Origin of the sequence: Arthrobacter sp. Soil761 (assembly GCF_001428325.1) — a bacterium.
Classification (GTDB): domain Bacteria; phylum Actinomycetota; class Actinomycetes; order Actinomycetales; family Micrococcaceae; genus Arthrobacter.
Genome location: NZ_LMSF01000001.1, coordinates 68,768 through 86,582, shown reverse-complemented (window position 1 = coordinate 86,582; position 17,815 = coordinate 68,768). Strand labels below are relative to the sequence as shown.

Here is a 17,815-nt window from a genome sequence, read left to right as displayed (position 1 = left end):
TGGTTCATGACCGACCGGTGACCGGCACCCTGCGGGTGCTGGTCACCGGAGGGCACAGCGTCGGGGTCGGCAGGGCCGACCCGGGTGCCGGGGCAGTGATGCCGGGGGTCGGGTCCCGGCCCGGTCCCCCCTCATTGCCACGACACCACAACGAGAAGGAGCGAGTCCCATGGCTGAGCAGCCCATCTACCGGCTCCCGCCTGCGGGCTGGTCGGACTTCGGCGCACACATAGACCAGCCGGAGGTCCGCCTCGAGTTCTCGGCCGAGACCGGCGAGGACGGGATGCCGCTCTGGGAGCGGCCCATCGACATCCGTCACGACGACCAGGAGGTCTCGCCATGAAGGCGTACAGCACGCAGACCGAACGCACCTACGATTCCTGGGAGGACCTGGTGGCCGAGGAGGCCAACGGCTACGGCGTCGTGGTGATGATGCAGGCCAAGAGCCTGAAGTCCGCCAGCCCCCAGACCTACTCGCGCCTGATTGGGCCGTTCGACGACCAGAAGAAGGCCCGGAACAAGGCCGCAGCCGTTCGCCGCGCCTGGAAACGCGCCAAGGACCGCGACCCCCGTATCCAGCTGCTGGGCGTCTCGGTCGAGCCCATCTGGCCCGACCTGCGCTTCGGCACCAGGAACTGAGACCTAATTCCACAACCAGCGCCACGGGCGCGCTGTCGGGGCCGACGCTCCGCAGACCATCAACGACACGACCGACGAGGACATCCGCCATGACCATGACGACCACCGCCCGCCCCGCACCTCCACGCCTGCAGGACCCGCTCGACGCCGTGATGCGCAGCTGCCTGCGCGATGACGCAGTCTGGGCCGAGGTCACCACCACGCCGGCCGGCCTCAACCAAACCGAGCACTGGCTGAAGACCACCGCCTCAAGCATCGACCAGCAGCTCTCATTCCGCCAGGACGACGCCGAGATCTGGCGGCTGTCCCCGCTGGATCACAGCACACAGCTGATCGAGTTCCTCGAGTGGCGCAAGGGCGCGCTCTACCTCAAGAGCCTCTGCGAGAAGCGCCTCATCGACATCAAGCGCCTGCGGACCGCCGACGAGGAGCGCGCCGAGGAGATGAAGGTCCTGCTGGTCCGCCTGGCGCAAGCCGTCGTCGCCCACGAGGGCGAGCTGATCGGAGACGAGGACCTGTACGGAGCCCTCGACCGGATCTCGCTTCCCGGCGCGGACGCGCCGACCCTGCGGGAGTACCTCCAGTTCCGCGACGGCTCGAAGGACTGACCCAGACCACACGACCGCAGCCTCGCCGCGGCCGGGTCCCTGTGGGACGGCGTCGCGACGGGGCTCCTCGATCCCGGGCCAAGCGGCCCGGCGGAAAGAACCGCATGACGCCCCAGACCACCACGACCACCGCAGAAGAGCTCGTCCCTGAGATCGAGCAGACCCTGCTCGATTCGCGGGCGGACCGTGCCCTGCACGAACGCCGTGGGGTGCACGAGCACTCCGAGCAGACGGAGCTGAGCGACCACGAGCGCACCGTGATGCTCGACGTCACCCTGGCGCTGCTCATCCGGCATCGGCTGCCCATCGATGCCGACCGCGCCGCGAAGGCGGTGGCCGCCGCGCAGACCGCCGATGCCCGCACGTGGGCGGCTGGCTGCGCCCGCCACATCGCCCGCGTGGCGGAGGAGAAGAACCCATGAGCCGAAAGCGCAGGCAGCACTACTCCACCGAGGGCTTCCGGCCGTCGGCGAATCCCGAACAGGCGCACTGGATGCGGGAACTCCGCAAGTCCAGTGCGACGCAGCGGCACACCCCCAAGCCCCGCAAGGGCACCCGCCGCGAGCGGGAGCGACAGGCGATCCGCGACCAGCAGCGACACCGAGGAGACCACCCATGACCGACAACAACCGAGGGCCCGCAACCGGAATCGCGCTCGACGCAGAGTCACTGCGCGCCGAGCTGCGGGAGGCCCCGGAGGCCCACGGCCTCGATCCGGAGCAGGCGGCGGAGATCGCAGCGCTCCCGGACGGACAGATCAACAGCTGGATACACGAGCTCGCCGCGCGCGACGACGCCTTCTGGGCGCTTTACGACGGGCTCCGCCGGCGCACCATCGCCCATCTCGCCGAGATGCACAGCACAGCCAAGGACGTGAAGCCGTGAACGCGCCCCTGCCCGACTGGTGGGTCGACGCGACGCCGGACGGCAAGCGCGCCAAGCACCCCGGCAAGCACGAGGTCTACGTCTACGGCCAGCAGCGCGCAGACGGCATGGCGTGCATCGGGTGCAGCTGGCAGCACAGCACGGTCATGTCGACACCAGCAGCCATCGCCCGGCACGACGCCGACCAACACCTCGAGCACGACCACGGGCTCTGGGTGCCCATCGATCGCGGCCCCCTCGCGGCGGGTGCCCGTGCGGGAAGCCCGGGCTGTACGCCGACTCAGTGCTGCGGACCAAGGTCCGCGCAGTCCTCCAGCAGGCGCAGCCGTGGAGCCCGACACCGGACCAGCTGGCGGACCTGCTCGTCGGCGCGCTCGTGCCCGACCACGGCATCCTCGTGGCCTTTACAGCCGAGCAGCAGACCGAGTCCGACTGGGAGCTGGGCTACAGCGCCTCGTACACCGACCTCGCTGCCCCCGAAGTGCTCGGCCACCGCCTGAGCGAGCGGGAGCTCGCCGAGCTGTACTTCCAGATCGAGGCCATGGGTGGACTCGGCGAGTCCGAGGCCTACCGCGACCTGGACAAGGCCGTCGAGCGCCTCGGCGAGGAACCCGCCCGGCAGCTGCGCGAGCGTGTGGCCCAGCCCGGGCTGTTCGACCTGGAGCCCGACGTCTGAGAGCCAGGGCCTCCACACCACAACGACCCCAGCAGGGGAGAGAAGGAAACCAAGTCCCATGACCCCCACCACGATCGGCGACCTGCCCCGGACCGCCCACACCGCGCCGAAAATCACCATCTACGGGCCGGCGGAGTGCCCCAACTGCGACAAGGCCAAGAGCCTGTTCGATCGGCAGCAGCCCGCGATGCAGTACACCAAAATCGACATCGAGCAGGGCGATGAAAACCACCGCCACATCACCGAAGACCTCGGATACGCCCAGGCACCCGTGATCGTCGTCAAGCTGGCCTCCGGCCGCACTGTCCACTGGGGCGGGCACCGCCAGGACATGCTCACCGCCCTCGTCCGGCTGTGCACCAAGGGCATCGTCCCGGAGGACCGGAAGGCGGCGTCCTGATGGCAGCGGCGCAGCAGCGCCTCGGCCTCAGCATCACCGCCCGGCAGGCCGACATCCTGCTCGACACGCTCGTCGACAAATCCGTCGAGACGGACCACTACCTGCTGTCCTATCCCAAGGACGAGCCCGACAAGACCGACACCTGCTGCGACGCGCACCTGGCCCGGTTCGAGCAGCGCGCACTCCAGCGCAAGGCGCTGCTCGAACGGAAATCAGAGGTACAGCACCTCATCGCGCTCATCGAGGCGATCCGGCCGGCGTTCGAGGCCTCCGGGTCCTCCCCGGTAAGCACCACGGCCGTGGACCTGTCCGGCGTGACGCTCGTCTACCGGGACACGGCAGGCAAGACGCACGAGCAGCCGCTGGCCGACATCGGATCCGCCGGGACCCTCATCGACCCCGACAGCGGAGACGACCTCGAGCTCATCGCCGCGCTGGTCGCAGCAGACCCCACCCGAACCAAAACCCAGGGAGCAACCCCATGAGCCTGCACATCGACAGCCTTGCCGACCTCATCCGCGGAGCTGTGTCCGGCGGCGACACCACCCGGGAAGACTTCGAGCGTGCGCTCGACCAGGTCTTCCCCCGGGATCAGCTCGACCCGTTTGAGGGCACCGGCAGCGAGGAGTACCTCGTCGGATGGACGATCGACCAGGATGCTGCATCGCCCGCTGAGGCCGCCAGCAAGGTCTGGCGGGAGGTCTTCCAGCGCGGACCATGGCAGCCCAGTGCTGACGAGGGCTGCGTCTTCACGATCTCTCGTGGGGGCCAGCGTGTCGAGATTGACCTCAGCGACGAACACTTCGCGCACCTTTTCAGTGACTAAAAGGAACAGCGGGAGCAGCGCGCGGCGCAGCCGCCCCGGAGTACAGGACGGAAGCCTCGCGCACAGAGCCCCGGAGGAATGGGATCCTCCGGGGCTCTGTGCCCGCACACCCCGAGAACGAAGTACCGACACACGCACGACAACTTCTAGGAGGAGCCACGGTGCACGCACAGCAGAACACCCGCCTCCCGGCCGCACCGTCATGAGCGGCGAGGACCCCGACGAGAAGTGGCGCAGGGATGCCCTGTGCGCAGAAACAGACCCCGACGCGTTTTTCCCGGAGAAGGGCGGCAACACCACCGACGCCAAGAAGGTCTGTGCCCAGTGCGGGGTGCGCGCACAGTGCCTGGATTACGCGTTGAGCGCCGACGAGCGCTTCGGCATCTGGGGCGGACTCAGCACCGCCGAACGCGACCGCCTTATCAAGACTTCACCGGTGGCACACCGTAGCGCCGCCCAGGCGCAAAAGCAGGAACGCGACACCCTCATCGTCGCGATGGCCGGCAGAGGGATCGACCCCCGGACCATCGCCGACATGGCCGAGGTCACCGACCGCACCGTCTACCGGGTGCTCGCCCGGCACAAGGAGCGGGAGGACGCCGTCTCCGCCTGAGCGCAGCACCGTCAATTGAAAGGACCGCCATGCCACTGTTCCCGCGCCGCTTCAGGCAGCAGAACATGCTGCCCGGGGACGCCTATCCCCCTGAACGGACTACAGGCGCGCCCATGCCGGCCAGGAAACGCGCCGCCATTGACCGCAAGCTCCGCCGGATGGTGAAACAGCATCGGCTCCCGGCCGAGCCGGGAGAGTACCTCGACACAACGGGCGACCGCTGGACGCTCGACGCCCAAGGCGGCTGGACCGACGCCGGCGGCGTACACCGCGACGCCCGGTACGCGCCGATCATCGCCTTGTTCGTCCACAACTCCGGCCCGTTCACGCGCATCGAGAGCTGATGGCCACCCCCGCCGCAAAAGGAGCAATCATGCACCCCCGCATCGAAGACAGCCACCTCGACCCCGGACTCCTGCCGACCGTCAATCCACAGCAGCGCACCGACACCCAGCTCGTCGAGCCGGTGCTCCGGGCCATCCACGCCGCCGTCGCGGACTGCAGCGTGACCGCCGCCCAGGTCTTCGCCGGCCGGATCCACACGCGCAAGAACGAGGAGTGCACGACAGCGTTCGGCCGGCCGCCCAGCGTCGGTCACGCATCTGACGGTGACGACTTCTACTTGCAGATCGGCGTCCGGGTGCCCTCGTACGCAGCCGCACCGGTGCTCAAAGCGATCCACGCCGTCGAGGCCATGTCGGACGCGCAGGCGCTGCGCGAGGCGCGTGCCCGGCTCGCCGAGGCCAGGGCGCGCACCGCCGCGGCACAGAGCGAAGAAGCCCGGGTCGAGGCCGAGATCGCCCGCCTCGAACCAAACAAGGAGTAGACCATGAGTGCCATCCAACCCCTGGCCGCCCGCATGCGGCCCACCTCCCTCGACCAGATCGTGGGCCAGGAGCACCTGGTCTTTCCCGGCTCGCCGCTCGAGCTGCTCGCCCAGGGCGAGGGTGCGACCTCGGTCCTGCTCTGGGGTCCGCCCGGCGTCGGCAAGACCACCATCGCCTCGGTGATCGCCCGCCAGACCAGCCGCCGCTTCGTCGAGCTCTCTGCGACCAGCGCCGGCGTAGCCGATGTCCGCAAAACGCTCGCCGGAGCCCAGAAGGCCCTCGACGACGACCTCCAGACGTTCGTGTTCATTGACGAGATCCACCGCTTCTCCAAGGCGCAGCAGGACGTCCTCCTGCCCGCCGTGGAGGCCGGGGTCATCTCGCTCATCGGCGCGACCACCGAGAACCCGAGCTTCTCGGTCAACTCGGCACTGGTCTCGCGCTCAATCCTGCTGGTCCTACGCCCTGTGGAGGACGGCGAGGTCGTGAACCTGCTCTCGCGTGCCCTAGAGGAGGACCCGGTCCTCTCAGCCACCGGGATCGGGTTCGCCGACCCCGCGCTGCAGATCATTGCAGGGCTGTCCAGCGGCGACGTCCGCCAGGCGCTGAACCGGCTGGAGACCGCTGTCGCAACTGCGCAGGCCGCAGGCAAGAGCGTCGTCGACCGCGAGGTGCTGGAGCAGGTCACCGGCGCTGCGCTGCAGCGTTACGACCGCGACGGCGACCAGCACTACGACGTCGTCAGCGCATTCATCAAGAGCATGAGAGGCAGCGACCCGGATGCGGCCCTGCACTGGCTGGCCCGGATGATCGAGGCGGGGGAGGACCCGAGGTTCATCGCACGGCGCTTGGTGGTGCACGCCTCCGAGGACGTCGGCATGGCCGACCCCTCGGTGCTGGGCATCGCAGTGGCCGCCGCCCAGGCCGTCCAGCTGATCGGTATGCCCGAGGCGCGGCTCAACCTCGCTCAGGCAACGGTCGCAATCGCCACGGCCCCCAAGTCGCCGGCCGTCATCCGCGGCATCGACCAAGCGCTGGAAGACGTCCGGCGCGGCCGGACCGGGAGCGTGCCAGTGCACCTGCGCGACGCGCACTACCCGGGCGCGAAGGGCCTCGGGCACGGAGAAGGCTACTTCTACCCTCACGACTTCGAACACGGAGTTGTCTTGCAGCAATACCTACCCGATGCCGTCCGCGGCACACAGTATTACCGTCCTACCGGCAATGGCTTCGAACAAACCATCGCCAGACGGTTGGCTGCGATCGATCAGATGACCGTGGAGGACAGGAACCCCCTCGACTAGATCGCGGACCAGAGGTAGAACCGTGGCCGCATCATCCTGGATCGTCGCTGCATGGAAAATCACCAGCAAAGTCGTCGGCTTCCACAAGACCTACGAGAGGGGATGAGCATGATCAACGACAACACTGAACGCGCGAGGCAGACCCCGGAGTCCGACAAGCCCAGGACTGTGGACGACCGACTCTCAGCAGATCTTGGTATCGACGTCGCCGCCGTCGAAGCGCAGGCACGGTTGCATCTCGACCTGCTGCGCATGCAGCGCCGCGAGCCCGGCGAACTAGGCTACGTGCTCATCGACCGGGAGTTCCATCCCCGCACAGCTGTCGTCTTCGCATCTCCCACAGAAGCCCGCAGCGCGCTGGAAGGCCACCCTTTGATCGATGCCCTCTGTGAGGAGGACAGCGTCGATGCACGGGTCCCGGATCCGGCCGTTCTCTCCGACCTCGCCTCCCGCGAAGTCATTTTGCCCTGATCGCACGGAATCGCGAAGGAATGGAAACATGACCAACACCGGTATCTTCACCCAATCAGCAACTTCAGTCCTGCAGGACGTCGAAGAGTTCTACTTCGGTGGCGCGCTTCCCTGGTACCACGGGAGCAAGCTGACAGAGGACGGCTTGCACGTGAGCATCACACTTGACGATCCAGAGTCTGATGACGAGTCCAAGACCAAGGACTACGAGCTGTCGGCCGCCCAAATCAAGGAAGCCTTTCGAAAGGCCAAGCAGAAGGGGTACCACCTCTGCTGCTCTGCCGCCATCGAGTCCGAACAGCTCGGATTCGGCTGCGTCCAAGACCTTGACATCATCCTTCAGACCGCTTGCTACGGCGAGCTGGTCTTCGGCTGACGCCGCACCGGCTCGACTTCACCAGTGGAACTACTTCCACTAGGATGCAATCTCAGAGCTACCCAGTGGACACGGACCCCAGCACAGCCGTCCTTGCTCCTTCGTGAAACCACCCTGCTCACCCTCACTTCGCCGACCTCGACCGATAGGCTCCGATCACATGAACGACCAGGAAGTGCGCCGCGGCGCAGGTATCTACAGCAAGCCGGTGCTGGGCTTCTACGACCTGCTCGTCGTGAAGTTCTCCAATTCGCTGGCCTGGCGATGCCCCAGCCAGCTCATGCTAGACCAGTACAACCGTTGCATCGGCACCCGCCATCTCGATGTCGGTCCCGGCACTGGTTGGTACCTCGCCAATGCCGACCTCCCCGAATCTGCTGAGATCACACTCATGGACCTCAACGAAAACAGCGTGGAGCACGCAGCGTCCAGACTCGCCCACACCCACGTAAGCACCAGAGGTGTGACCGCGAACGTCCTCGAACCGATCCCCGAGGCTCTCGGCCAATTCGATTCCATCGCGGCGAACTACGTCTTCCACTGCGTTCCCGGCTCCTGGGCGGACAAGGGCGTAGCTTTCAAACACCTAGGGGAGCGGCTCGCTGCTGACGGTGTGCTGTTCGGCAGTACCATCCTGGGCAGTGGCGTGAGCCACAACCTCATCGGCCGCGGCTTCATGGCCCTGTACAACCGCCTGGGCATCTTTCACAACCGCGAAGACGACGCCGCAGGACTTGAGGCTGCACTGCGGCGAAGCTTCGACCAAGTGAAGGTCGACGTCATCGGTACCGTGGCGGTGTTCAGTGCACGAAACCCGTTGCGAAACGGCGGGGCAGGTGGACTCGACTAAAAGTCGAGCCTGATGACTGCATCCCGCCCTTCAGCCCCAGACCTGACTCCGGTGGCGGTGATGCGCACATTCTGCACGGAACCGTCGACCCGGCGAAGCGCCAGACCCATCGATTGAGAACGAGCGGTATCCCTCGCCGCAGCCGCGATGAACCTGTGCAACTCACCTGAAGCGTCAATGGCAAATTCACCAAGGCCGCCGACATACCCGAAGTCTTCCCGACGCCACGATGGCGACGTCATAAGAACATCCAGCGTTGCAGAGTCGACGACGGCCATCGGTTCCTTGGCCAGGGCCATGACTCCGCGAAGCACGTCGTCCACGCGCCCCGCATTGGCGTCTTGCTCGAAGGCCATATCGTGAAAAGTCTCCGGGGCCTCGTAACTGAAGCCCTGCAGATAGATCTTGTCGTGATCGGGCTCGATCGGCGGAATCACGCCGACCAGGCGCATGTGCCGACGGTCCTGTGAAGCCGTGCCGTAACCTGTGACGATGTTGTAGGTCAGGCACCGGACCTTGCCCGTTACGCCCATCAGCCCGTCCTGGATGCCGTCGCGGATGAGGCTGTTCACGCGCATCCGGTCGGACTGGTCGATGAGCTCGCTCGCCCATTCCCCGGCTTCCCAATAGCCACTGCGCTGCTGGGCGACGCTTGTGTCGACGTCATAGATACGAAACAGGTTCCGGTCCCAGTACGTGCGCCGGCGCAGTGTTGGTTGACCGTCGGCGTCACGCTCGATCTCCCATTCCCAGCCACCGACCAGCGGTAGTTCCGGAAGCGGATCAGCCGCTTTGGCCACGCCGGCGAGGACACCGATCACCGTGGAGGTACGTGGAGAGAAGACGGGCCGTACCTCAACTGCCCACTGCTCGTCCGCATGGGGGACTGTCTCGGAAATTACATTGCCACTGCGCATCACCTGGGCGATGCGGTTCTCATCAAGTAGAAGACGCCTGGGAATTGCACGCGTGGGCTTCCGAGCGGAGACCGGACCACAGGGCTTATCGTCCACCAGAACCAGCTGCTTGCCGTCGCTTCCGCAGAAAAGGCCCCAGGAACCTACATCCAGCTGGACCTGCATGATCAAATACCGCCTGAGACCTGCACAGTGGCCCCCGACATGTAGGTATTCTCCGCGGTGTGAATGATCGCCGAAGCGACTTCATCTGCCGTCCCGAACCGACCCAGCGGGATTCCTTCCAGCATTGCCATCCGTGCCTCCTCAGCAACATCAGCCATCATGTCCGTATCAGTTGCGCCGGGAGCAACAACGTTCACCCGGATGTTCCGGGCTGCGTACTCCCTGGCCATCGATCGTGCAAACGCTTCCAATGCCCCCTTGGAGGCAGTGTAATTGCACTGGCCGACAACGCCGTACTTCACGGACATGGATGAAACCAGCACGATCGATCCGCCGCGCTGCCGCAGCATCGGCCCCAGGGCCGCCTTGCAGGCCAGCATCGGCCCGATCGCATTGACCTGCATGACCTCGCTCAGGTCCTCCTCGCTCATCCGCATGAGCAGCTTGTCGCGGGTGATCCCTGCTGCGACGACGAGCACATCCAGACCACCCAGGTCGGCGGCAGCCGCCTTGACGCCAGCTGCGATCGAATTACCGTCACGCACATCCATCTCGAGGGGGAGCACCCCCTCGGGCACGGTCCCCCCGGTACGATGCGTACCCGCCGTCCGGTAGCCGGCGGAGAGCAGGGCTCGAGCCGTGGCCGCCCCGATCCCACGGGTTGCACCGATCACCAGGGCAGTTCTCCCCATGTCGCTCATTTTTTTCTTACCCTCCCAGGTTGTAAAGTTGTGACACTGAACTTTACTGGACTTGTACCCCTTCGTTGACAAACGACAGGCGGTGTCCGCTCTTCTCGCTATTTAGAGGAACGCTGATGCCTGCCTTCATTCCATCCGCTGCGACCGCCGATACGCCTCGGAACGGCCAGCCCCGTCACCCCCTGTTCGCCCGACTGATGCGCAAAGGCGCTGCCAAGATCGGTCCCACCAGCTGCACCCCGAAGCCCGCTCAGCTCGACCTCTTCGACTGGCCGAACGAGTTGAGCCTCGAAGCACTCGGGAAAGCCATCGCCTCAGCTTGCGGACTCGAGATCGTGATACGGCCCATCCCGGATGAGATGCGCCATCATGAGGTCAGCGGCCTCACTACTGTGATCGGACGAGTGGCCCACGTCTTCTACGACCCTGAGCTCCCGCCCCTCAACATTGAGCAGACAATCCTCCACGAGTTCGCCCATATCCTGCACGGCGACGTCCGGGCCGACACCGACTGCACCCATCTGCGCAGCATGTTCGACGATCCGGTGGAGAAGCGCGCCGAGACCACCGGCATGCGGCTGATGGATGCTCTGCACCGGAAGCGGCGGGCATCGGAAGAACGCAGCGAGGTCCTCGCCTTCCTGTCCGGATCAAACGAGGACGGTGAGATCTGATGACTGAGATCATCATTGTCGGTATCACCATGGGCCTGATCATCATCGTCTCTGCCCTGTATCAAGGACGCCGACGCCGGGTTAACCTTCTCAGGGTCACCTGTGCCGCCCTCTTCGTGGCCACGGTCTGCCGTGGCGTGGAGCCGCCCTTAGACGGACCTGCCGTCGACCTCCTCAAGCGCCTTGCCATCCTGACCGCCCAGGTATCCGTGGCGCTGCTCATCCTCACGTTCCGCGCGACTCCGCTTTCACGACGTGCAACCCGGTTCATCTACCTCTTCGCCGGGATCATCGCCCTGGGCGAGGCCGTGCTGGTGTGGTTCATCCCCGTCCATGCCGACGGCACCATCTACGACCGGGTCGACATCGACGCCGCCCTTGCCCGCGGCCAGGCCTGGGCACTGATCTCCTACAACTTCCTGTACCTCTCTGCATTCGCCGCGGCAACTGCCGTAGTTGCCGTCGGCTGTTGGCGGACCATGACGCAGAAGAACCAACCCTTCTCCGCCCGCCTTCCGGTTGCATTCGTCTTTACGGGGGCCATCGGATCTGCCCTGTTCATCGGCTCATCACTCCTGGACCTCTTTGGCAGTCCGGTCGTCGGCGGAACTGAACTGAGGACACAACTCCTCGTCACCGTTGTCAGCTTCTTCTTCCTGGGACTCGCAACAGGGGTCATCCGCCGCATCAGCATAGAAACGCAGGTGAGGCTCGCGCTCCGCCTCGCGCACGAGGTCGTCGTACCTCTGTGGCGAACGACCACCACTCTTCACCCCGACGTAAAGCTTCCGCCCGAAGACAGGCAGGGGTTCGATCAGCTGATGACGCTCTCAAGGCTCACCATCGAAACCCACGACGCGCTCAGACTCATCCGCGAGGACCACGACCCCGCACTGGAACCCCTGCACAGGCAGCACCCCGAGGATCCGCACCTGTCGGCGGGGCTGGTGCGCCATCTCAGCGGCGAGAACGCCGTTCCCAGCCTCGGGTGGTTCACACTCGCCCTGAGCCGGCTCCGCACGCTCAAGCTGAAAGACGACGAAACCCTGGCCGCCTCTGTGCAGAGCCTCTACGAAATCCGTGTTGCGATGAGTGCCATGAATGGGGCGGACGGGCGATGACCGGGAACGGGACGAATATCCGCATCCCCGCGGCCGGCGATCCTGCGACCCGGGCCGCCCGGATCCTCAGTGACGTGTTCGCGCCCGCTGTGTCCGTGTTCCTCATCTGCGTCCTCTGCGGCGTCACAGGCCACCCGCATACATGGGTTGGTCTCGGATGGGGCATCCTGATCGGCTCTTTCTGCGCAGTGATCCCGACAGCAACCATCCATGTCGCCGTGCGGCGCGAGCAGCTCACCGATCGACACGTCACCCGGCGCGATCAGCGCTGGTGGGTCTTCCTGGTTTGCGTGGCGTCTGTGCTTGGAGGCATGGCAACGGCGGTGCTGCTGGACGCACCGCGCCCGCTGCTGTGGATCCTGCCGACGATGGTCGCCGGGCTCGTCCTTGCCGGGGGAGTGACCCTCCTGGGACCAAAAGTCTCCATGCACGCGTTCTGCTTCACCTCCCTCGTCGTCCTCGCGGCGATGCGGCTCTCGCCCTGGTGGCTGCTTGCCCTCCCAACCCTGCTGCCCGTGGTCGCCTTCGCCCGGCTGAAGCTAAAGCACCACACACGCCTCGAGCTCGCACTCGGATCCGGCCTGGCGGCCGCCGTGATGCTCGGAGCCAGTGCGTACATGCCCACCGCCGGCTAGGACTGCCCGCCGCTCCGGCGCAGCGGGAAATGTGCCGATGCCACCGCATTGGAAGATCTTCCACTAGTATGAAGGTGTCGTCGCGTGCACCGTTCGCCTCGATGACTTCATGTCTGAAATCACGAGGAGGATCCAGCTCCGTGACCATCGCCCAGCGACTAGAACGCTTGTTCGCGGAGACGGCGGGACCACACGGTCGCCCCGTCACCCTGCAGGAAATCGTCCAGAGAATGGAGCAGCGCGGCATCTCCTCGATGTCGCTCAGCTACCTGCAGCAACTGCGCAAGGGGGAGGCCCACAATCCCCGCCTGCAGCACCTCCGAGCCCTGGCCGACGCCTTCGACGTCCCCCTGTCCTACTTCCTGGAGGAGAACGAGCCAGACAGCGCCACCGAGCAGGAGCTGACCCCGCAGGAGCGCACCATCGCCCTGCGTGTGCACGGGCTCAGCGACGGCGCACTGGCCAGCATCCGGGCCATTGTGGAGCTGGCGCGCAAGAGCGAACAGCTCGACGACCCGCCCAAGAGCCCTGATTCCGCTCAAGACTGATCCCGCCGCGGGGTCCCACCACCCTGCGGACGTCTTCCTCGTGCCGGCGTTTGGTATTTGAGTGGAATCTTTTCCACTCCTGTGGCAGGATGGGAACCACAGCCCGGCGATTCCGTACATCGTGATGTCCCGCCGGACTAAGGTGATCACGCCCGTGAAGGAGCATCAGATGGTCGATATGCAGCCCCCCTCCGACGAGTTCCGCGGATTCGACGAGGCCCGGTCGATCATGTGGTGCTACGAAGCCCGCTCACGCATCTATGCCCGTCTGAGCGAGACGGACTTTCTCGCCAACGACGCCGTGGCCGCCGTGCATGTCGAGAACACCTCCCGCGCCGACCGCGTCTTTCTCACCGCCTTCGACCGCTCCGGCGGGCTGCTGTTCGGCGACACGCTTTACATCGACGACCCGACACGGCGGCTCGACGTCACACCCGAGTTCGACCACGACTTCACCGATATGACCGTCGCCGCTGGCTCCGAACTTGAGGAAGCCGTCGAACGCGAGAACGGCTGGGTGGTCAACCTGGATGCCCTGCGCGACTACGACCCGTTGGAGGACCGCCGGACCACGCAGCGCGCGGTGCTCCTGGCGCACCTCGGAGACATGATGGCCAGCGGCCAGGCCCGGGGTTTCCTGTTTGACAAGCACGACGCTGCCGAGGATCCCGGTGAGGCCGACACAGACGCCGCCTGAGCGCGGCGCAGCACTTCTTCCGGCGCTCGATCGACCCCGCCCGGCTTCGGCCGAGGCGGGGTCTTTTGCTTCCCTGGGGAACCGGTGGAAAAGACCGTGGACCGGCTCACGCCGGTCCCGGGGGTCGTTCCGTGGTGGTCGCAGCCGCGCGGTGCGCGGCGCGGCCACCGTTACCGAATCGTCTGTTCTTGAGAGCCACGACCCACAGGAGTAGCCCATGACCGTCCCTCTCCGCGCAGCCCAGCTGCCCGTCAAGTACGAACGGGCCGAAGGCTCCGCCCGGCACGGCCGGACCATCTACGAAGTCGCCGGCTCCGGGCTCTACCAGGTGACTGCGGCCAGGGAAGAGTTCGCCGTCTCGACACTCACGCAGTCGGGATGGACGGAGCTGATCACGCTCGACGAAGGCGACGGGGTCTCGAACGTCCTGGAGGCCATGCAGATCTGGCTGGACATCCAGACCCCGTCGCCCCCGGCCGGCGACAGCGCCGCAGGGCAAGGCGGCGGTGCCGATGACTGACCTGACCGGAACGATTGCAAGCCTCACCGAGAAGGCCGCAGCCGCTGTCGTCACCTCCCGGGGCCTCACCCATGAGGACGGGGAATCCGCCCTCGCAGCCCTCGGCTGGGCCCAGGGCGCGGCGATCACCCACGAGGACGCGTTCCGGGCCTTCACCCGGGCCCTGATCGACGAACTCGGCGTGCCGGACCTCCTCGCCGCCAAGATCGAGCTGCTCGCCGAGTACAAGCTCGACTACCCCCAGGACTACGCGCCGGACGACGTCGCCCGCATGCAGGCCGAGCTGACGCGGCTGCGATCGCTGCAGCAGATGCTTGCAGGACCCGCCGACTGACCGTTTCCGGACACAGCAAGAGGCCTGGACTGCGCTGAAGGTCGGCGCAGTCCGGGCCCCAGGCCTGCTCTCACGCCGTGGGCGGGATGAGCAGCGAGGCCCCGGCGTAGATGAGATTCGGATCCTGGATCCGGTTCTTCTCGACCAGGGCCCCGATCGGCACTCCGGTCTCCGCCGAGATCTCCGTGAGGGTGTCACCCCACTGGATCACATACACCCGCGGCTGTGGCTTCGGCTCGGGGACCTGCGCCGGCTTGTCCTCGTCGCCCTTGCCCGACGCCGAGGTGCCCGAACCCTGGCCGTCCGCAGAGCTGCCGTTACCGGCCTTGGCCTCGAAGGCGTCCGGGACCCCGTTGCGGTCCCGGTCCGGCAAGGTCACCGTCACGGTGCCCTCCTCGTGCTGGGAAGCTGCCGCCGCATCGCTCGCCGGGCTCCGGTCAGCAGTGAGGAGCTGCGTCGCGCCCCAGCCGGCGAACAGCAGCGCGCCACCGGCCATGATCCCGGCCGCCAGCACCGGTCCACCGCCATAGCCCAGGGGCCCAAGCCGGTCCCGCCGCTGCACCGCCACCCGGGCCGGGGGAGCCGCATCAGCGACCTTCTCCTCGGGCCTGTGCATCGTATCCGTCATCCCTGTCCCTCTCTATCCAGCTCACCATTTGTGACCATTCGAGTCCTCATGCACATTCTACTCGTAGTCCAGTGCCTCTTGATAGAATAGGAGAAGGAATAGACGAGTCATAGACCAGTCCGACGGGCCGCCACGAACCACCGAATCACTCAACAGAAGGAACCCACCACCATGGCCAACTACTCCATCTCCGCCAACCAGCTCACCGAGGGCACCAGCGTCTTCATCCGCGGCAAGCTCGCCTTCGCCCGGCTGACCAGCCTCATCGAGGGTGCTGCCCTCGCCGCCAGCGACCAGCGCAAGGTCCAGAACGGCATGAGCCCCGTGGGCAAGCCGCACACCACGGCGACGATCACCGAGGCCGAGGTGCAGTTCGCCGACCCGGCGAACCCCACGGTCGAGGAGCAGTTCGTCTCCGAGCGCCGCTACACCTCGAAGAAGAACCCAGCCTCGGGCGCGAACTACTCGATCGACTCCAAGGGCACGAACCTGCCGATCATCGCGATCCCGTCCGAGAAGGGTGATGGCACCTACGACCAGGACACCTCCGGCCAGGAGCTGGCACAGGGACTGGACGTGACGCTCGTGCTCCGCGTCTACAAGCCGAAGAACTTCGCCAACCGCGGCCTGTCGCTCGACCAGGTGATTGTGCACGAGACCCCGCGCTACTACAACGCCGGCGGCGTCGCCAGCGGGGAGCTCGCGGCCCGCGGCATCGTCTTCAACGCCCCGCCCCGCGCGGTCCAGGCCCAGCCGGGCTCGGGCTCCGCCGTCGGCAACGGCGAGGAGCCGGTCGCCACCGAGGTCGAGGACGGCTTGTCCTTCCCGGCCCCGCAGCCCGCCGTCGCGGCTTCAGTCGCGGCTCCGGTCCCCGCCCAGGCCCACGCGCAGGTCCTGACCGAACCGGTCGCGGTGACTCCGCAGGCGGCCCCTGCCGTGGCTCCGGTTGCCGCCCCGGTCCCCGCGGTGCAGCCGCAGCAGGAGACGCCCGAGCAGAAGCTCGCCCGCCTCGAGCGTGAGAACGCCGAGTTGAAGAACGCGGGTTCGGCCGTGGGTGCTCCCGCCGGCCAGGGCCCGTGGGGCGGCTCCGGCGATGCCCAGCAGGCCGGAATCACCTACCAGGGCTGATCCAAGGCCGATCCGACCGACCGAACCCCCAGACGAGACCCCCGTGCAGGCATCCATGCCGTACGGGGGTCTCGTCTTTCAGGGCCGGAGTGCAACCCGGCCCTGTTTTCATCCGCTCCCGACAAGAAGGCATTGATGTGACCGCCGTCGATCCCCGCGCGATCTTCCCCAGCTTCTATGACAACCCCGCGATTCGCGCCCTGGCGACCGCCTGCCGCTGGACCATCTCCGGCCGGCTCGGCGAGCTCGACGACGAGGACTCCGGCCGCAAGGCACCGATCGATGTGCGGCACCTGCTCGACGGCTGCAATCCGGGCTGCCGCCACGCAGGCCCCCTGCGCGGAGCTTTCGCCCTGGACGCGACCTGCCTGCTCACTCTCGACCAGCTGGCCGCCACACTGCCGAACGCGGCGAACGCTGCCTTCTACCTGCAGGCCCCCTCCGACGGTCTGATCGTGATCGACGTCGAGCCCGGTTGCCCGCCGGACGTGGCCGCAGACATCCTGCGCCTGCCCGGAATCCTGTACTCGGAGCTGTCGATGTCGGGCCGGGGCTTCCACCTGGTCGCCCCGCTGCCTGCCAACCTCCACGACTTCCCGATCGCCGCTGACAAGCGCGTCCTGCGCGAGGAGCACGGCTGGTACGAGGTCCTCCTGGACCATTGGTGCACGTTCACCCGCAACCCGGTGCCGCAGCGGATCGTCGAACACGTTGCGGCGCGACCAGCCTCCGACCGGTTCTCTTCGGTGGCGGACCTGTATGCAGACCTCGCCGCCAAGGCCAAGCCAAGCATCAGCATCCCCTCGACCGCCGTCGGCACGGACGGCGAAATGCCCGACATCCCGTACGCCGAGGCCATCGTCGAGCAGACACTCGCCGGCTCCCGCGACCGGCTGAAGACGCCCGAGGACTTCGACAACGACCGCTCCCGCTGGGAGTTCTCCGTCCTGGGTGTCCTCTACACCGGCATGCAGCTGCCGTTGCGCACCTACCGGTCCTTCGGCGCGCAGTTCTCCTCCGGTGACGAGGCCTGGCTGCTGTACAAGACCTCGCTGGCGGTGATCGAGCCTCGGCCCAAGCACGCCCAGATGCGCAACGGCAGGCCGTTCCTGCTGGACCGTGCCGCTGCCCTGGTGGCGGCACGGGAAGCCTCCGCCGAGGCGGGGTGAACCTTTGGGGGTTGCCCATCGGTTTGGCGGTGGAACAAGGACTGGATCGGGCGGAGCCCGATCGGGGATGGGGAGGCGGTGGGCTTCTGAGCCCGACCGCCCC

Annotated in this window: 29 protein-coding genes; 26 read left to right on the top strand and 3 right to left on the bottom strand. The window is 66.6% G+C overall.

The window, feature by feature from the left end; all coding sequences use genetic code 11:
• Positions 1–169 precede the first annotated feature (169 nt).
• From ASG79_RS23360 to ASG79_RS00345, 17 genes are all read left to right on the top strand, one after another.
• Positions 170–343: a hypothetical protein gene (locus ASG79_RS23360; protein WP_156400143.1), complete on the top strand. Its 174-nt coding sequence runs from the start codon at positions 170–172 to the stop codon at positions 341–343.
• A complete protein-coding gene (locus tag ASG79_RS00420) occupies positions 340–639 on the top strand; it encodes a hypothetical protein (RefSeq protein WP_056387543.1) in 300 nt (99 codons plus the stop codon). The genes ASG79_RS23360 and ASG79_RS00420 overlap by 4 nt, the downstream gene beginning before the upstream one ends.
• Positions 640–728: 89 nt before the next feature.
• Positions 729–1,247, top strand: coding sequence for a hypothetical protein (locus ASG79_RS00415; RefSeq protein ID WP_056387540.1), 519 nt, complete (start codon positions 729–731; stop codon positions 1,245–1,247).
• 104 nt (positions 1,248–1,351) lie between these two features.
• Positions 1,352–1,669: a hypothetical protein gene (locus tag ASG79_RS00410; protein WP_056387538.1), complete on the top strand. Its 318-nt coding sequence runs from the start codon at positions 1,352–1,354 to the stop codon at positions 1,667–1,669.
• Positions 1,666–1,866, top strand: coding sequence for a hypothetical protein (locus ASG79_RS00405; protein WP_056387535.1), 201 nt, complete (start codon positions 1,666–1,668; stop codon positions 1,864–1,866). The genes ASG79_RS00410 and ASG79_RS00405 overlap by 4 nt, the downstream gene beginning before the upstream one ends.
• Positions 1,863–2,132: a hypothetical protein gene (locus ASG79_RS00400; RefSeq protein WP_056387532.1), complete on the top strand. Its 270-nt coding sequence runs from the start codon at positions 1,863–1,865 to the stop codon at positions 2,130–2,132. The genes ASG79_RS00405 and ASG79_RS00400 overlap by 4 nt, the downstream gene beginning before the upstream one ends.
• A gap of 376 nt (positions 2,133–2,508) precedes the next feature.
• Positions 2,509–2,808 carry a hypothetical protein gene (locus ASG79_RS00395; protein ID WP_156400142.1) on the top strand — a complete coding sequence of 100 codons (300 nt, stop codon included), beginning with the start codon at positions 2,509–2,511 and terminating at the stop codon, positions 2,806–2,808.
• A 58-nt stretch (positions 2,809–2,866) separates the two neighbouring features.
• Positions 2,867–3,208 (top strand): glutaredoxin family protein, encoded by a 342-nt coding sequence (locus ASG79_RS00390; RefSeq protein ID WP_056387525.1) that lies wholly within the window; start codon positions 2,867–2,869, stop codon positions 3,206–3,208.
• Positions 3,208–3,693: a hypothetical protein gene (locus ASG79_RS00385; RefSeq protein WP_056387522.1), complete on the top strand. Its 486-nt coding sequence runs from the start codon at positions 3,208–3,210 to the stop codon at positions 3,691–3,693. The genes ASG79_RS00390 and ASG79_RS00385 overlap by 1 nt, the downstream gene beginning before the upstream one ends.
• Complete coding sequence (locus ASG79_RS23355) at positions 3,690–4,034, top strand: hypothetical protein (protein ID WP_056387519.1); 345 nt, start codon at positions 3,690–3,692, stop codon at positions 4,032–4,034. Before ASG79_RS00385 ends, ASG79_RS23355 begins: the two co-directional genes overlap by 4 nt.
• Positions 4,035–4,236: 202 nt before the next feature.
• On the top strand, positions 4,237–4,647 hold the full coding sequence (locus ASG79_RS24360; protein ID WP_142133561.1) for a WhiB family transcriptional regulator: 411 nt from the start codon (positions 4,237–4,239) through the stop codon (positions 4,645–4,647).
• Between the two features lie 29 nt (positions 4,648–4,676).
• On the top strand, positions 4,677–4,991 hold the full coding sequence (locus ASG79_RS00370; RefSeq protein ID WP_056387516.1) for a hypothetical protein: 315 nt from the start codon (positions 4,677–4,679) through the stop codon (positions 4,989–4,991).
• A gap of 29 nt (positions 4,992–5,020) precedes the next feature.
• The gene (locus ASG79_RS00365; protein WP_056387513.1) at positions 5,021–5,473 is read left to right on the top strand and encodes a hypothetical protein; all 453 of its coding nucleotides are present in this window, start codon (positions 5,021–5,023) and stop codon (positions 5,471–5,473) included.
• A 3-nt stretch (positions 5,474–5,476) separates the two neighbouring features.
• On the top strand, positions 5,477–6,778 hold the full coding sequence (locus ASG79_RS00360; protein ID WP_056387510.1) for a replication-associated recombination protein A: 1,302 nt from the start codon (positions 5,477–5,479) through the stop codon (positions 6,776–6,778).
• Positions 6,779–6,886: 108 nt separating this feature from the next.
• Positions 6,887–7,249: a hypothetical protein gene (locus ASG79_RS00355; RefSeq protein WP_056387508.1), complete on the top strand. Its 363-nt coding sequence runs from the start codon at positions 6,887–6,889 to the stop codon at positions 7,247–7,249.
• A gap of 28 nt (positions 7,250–7,277) precedes the next feature.
• Complete coding sequence (locus ASG79_RS00350) at positions 7,278–7,625, top strand: hypothetical protein (protein WP_056387504.1); 348 nt, start codon at positions 7,278–7,280, stop codon at positions 7,623–7,625.
• Positions 7,626–7,785: 160 nt separating this feature from the next.
• Positions 7,786–8,475, top strand: coding sequence for a class I SAM-dependent methyltransferase (locus ASG79_RS00345; RefSeq protein ID WP_056387501.1), 690 nt, complete (start codon positions 7,786–7,788; stop codon positions 8,473–8,475).
• On the opposite strand, the gene ASG79_RS00340 is transcribed toward ASG79_RS00345, so the two are convergent.
• Positions 8,472–9,557 (bottom strand): hypothetical protein, encoded by a 1,086-nt coding sequence (locus ASG79_RS00340; RefSeq protein ID WP_056387497.1) that lies wholly within the window; start codon positions 9,555–9,557, stop codon positions 8,472–8,474. The genes ASG79_RS00345 and ASG79_RS00340 overlap by 4 nt on opposite strands.
• 2 nt (positions 9,558–9,559) lie before the next feature.
• On the bottom strand, positions 9,560–10,249 hold the full coding sequence (locus ASG79_RS00335) for an SDR family NAD(P)-dependent oxidoreductase (RefSeq protein ID WP_160147647.1): 690 nt from the start codon (positions 10,247–10,249) through the stop codon (positions 9,560–9,562).
• Positions 10,250–10,374: 125 nt separating this feature from the next.
• Between ASG79_RS00335 and ASG79_RS00330 the strand changes: the two genes are divergently transcribed.
• From ASG79_RS00330 to ASG79_RS00300, 7 genes are all read left to right on the top strand, one after another.
• Positions 10,375–10,932 (top strand): hypothetical protein, encoded by a 558-nt coding sequence (locus tag ASG79_RS00330; RefSeq protein ID WP_056387490.1) that lies wholly within the window; start codon positions 10,375–10,377, stop codon positions 10,930–10,932.
• Complete coding sequence (locus ASG79_RS00325; protein ID WP_056387487.1) at positions 10,932–12,053, top strand: hypothetical protein; 1,122 nt, start codon at positions 10,932–10,934, stop codon at positions 12,051–12,053. Before ASG79_RS00330 ends, ASG79_RS00325 begins: the two co-directional genes overlap by 1 nt.
• Positions 12,050–12,688 (top strand): hypothetical protein, encoded by a 639-nt coding sequence (locus tag ASG79_RS00320; protein WP_056387484.1) that lies wholly within the window; start codon positions 12,050–12,052, stop codon positions 12,686–12,688. The genes ASG79_RS00325 and ASG79_RS00320 overlap by 4 nt, the downstream gene beginning before the upstream one ends.
• 140 nt (positions 12,689–12,828) lie before the next feature.
• A complete protein-coding gene (locus ASG79_RS00315; protein WP_142938874.1) occupies positions 12,829–13,236 on the top strand; it encodes a hypothetical protein in 408 nt (135 codons plus the stop codon).
• Between the two features lie 169 nt (positions 13,237–13,405).
• A complete protein-coding gene (locus ASG79_RS00310) occupies positions 13,406–13,933 on the top strand; it encodes a hypothetical protein (protein ID WP_056387479.1) in 528 nt (175 codons plus the stop codon).
• 217 nt (positions 13,934–14,150) lie between these two features.
• Positions 14,151–14,453: a hypothetical protein gene (locus ASG79_RS00305; RefSeq protein WP_056387475.1), complete on the top strand. Its 303-nt coding sequence runs from the start codon at positions 14,151–14,153 to the stop codon at positions 14,451–14,453.
• Positions 14,446–14,787, top strand: a complete 342-nt coding sequence (locus tag ASG79_RS00300) for a hypothetical protein (protein WP_056387472.1) — start codon at positions 14,446–14,448, stop codon at positions 14,785–14,787. Before ASG79_RS00305 ends, ASG79_RS00300 begins: the two co-directional genes overlap by 8 nt.
• Positions 14,788–14,857: 70 nt before the next feature.
• Here ASG79_RS00300 and ASG79_RS00295 read toward each other — a convergent pair whose 3' ends face one another.
• Positions 14,858–15,415 carry a LysM peptidoglycan-binding domain-containing protein gene (locus tag ASG79_RS00295; protein ID WP_056387469.1) on the bottom strand — a complete coding sequence of 186 codons (558 nt, stop codon included), beginning with the start codon at positions 15,413–15,415 and terminating at the stop codon, positions 14,858–14,860.
• Between the two features lie 171 nt (positions 15,416–15,586).
• Here ASG79_RS00295 and ASG79_RS00290 point away from each other — a divergent pair, with 171 nt between their 5' ends.
• Positions 15,587–16,543, top strand: a complete 957-nt coding sequence (locus ASG79_RS00290) for a hypothetical protein (protein ID WP_056387467.1) — start codon at positions 15,587–15,589, stop codon at positions 16,541–16,543.
• 137 nt (positions 16,544–16,680) lie between these two features.
• Complete coding sequence (locus ASG79_RS00285; protein WP_056387464.1) at positions 16,681–17,712, top strand: hypothetical protein; 1,032 nt, start codon at positions 16,681–16,683, stop codon at positions 17,710–17,712.
• The last annotated feature ends 103 nt before the right edge of the window (positions 17,713–17,815 follow it).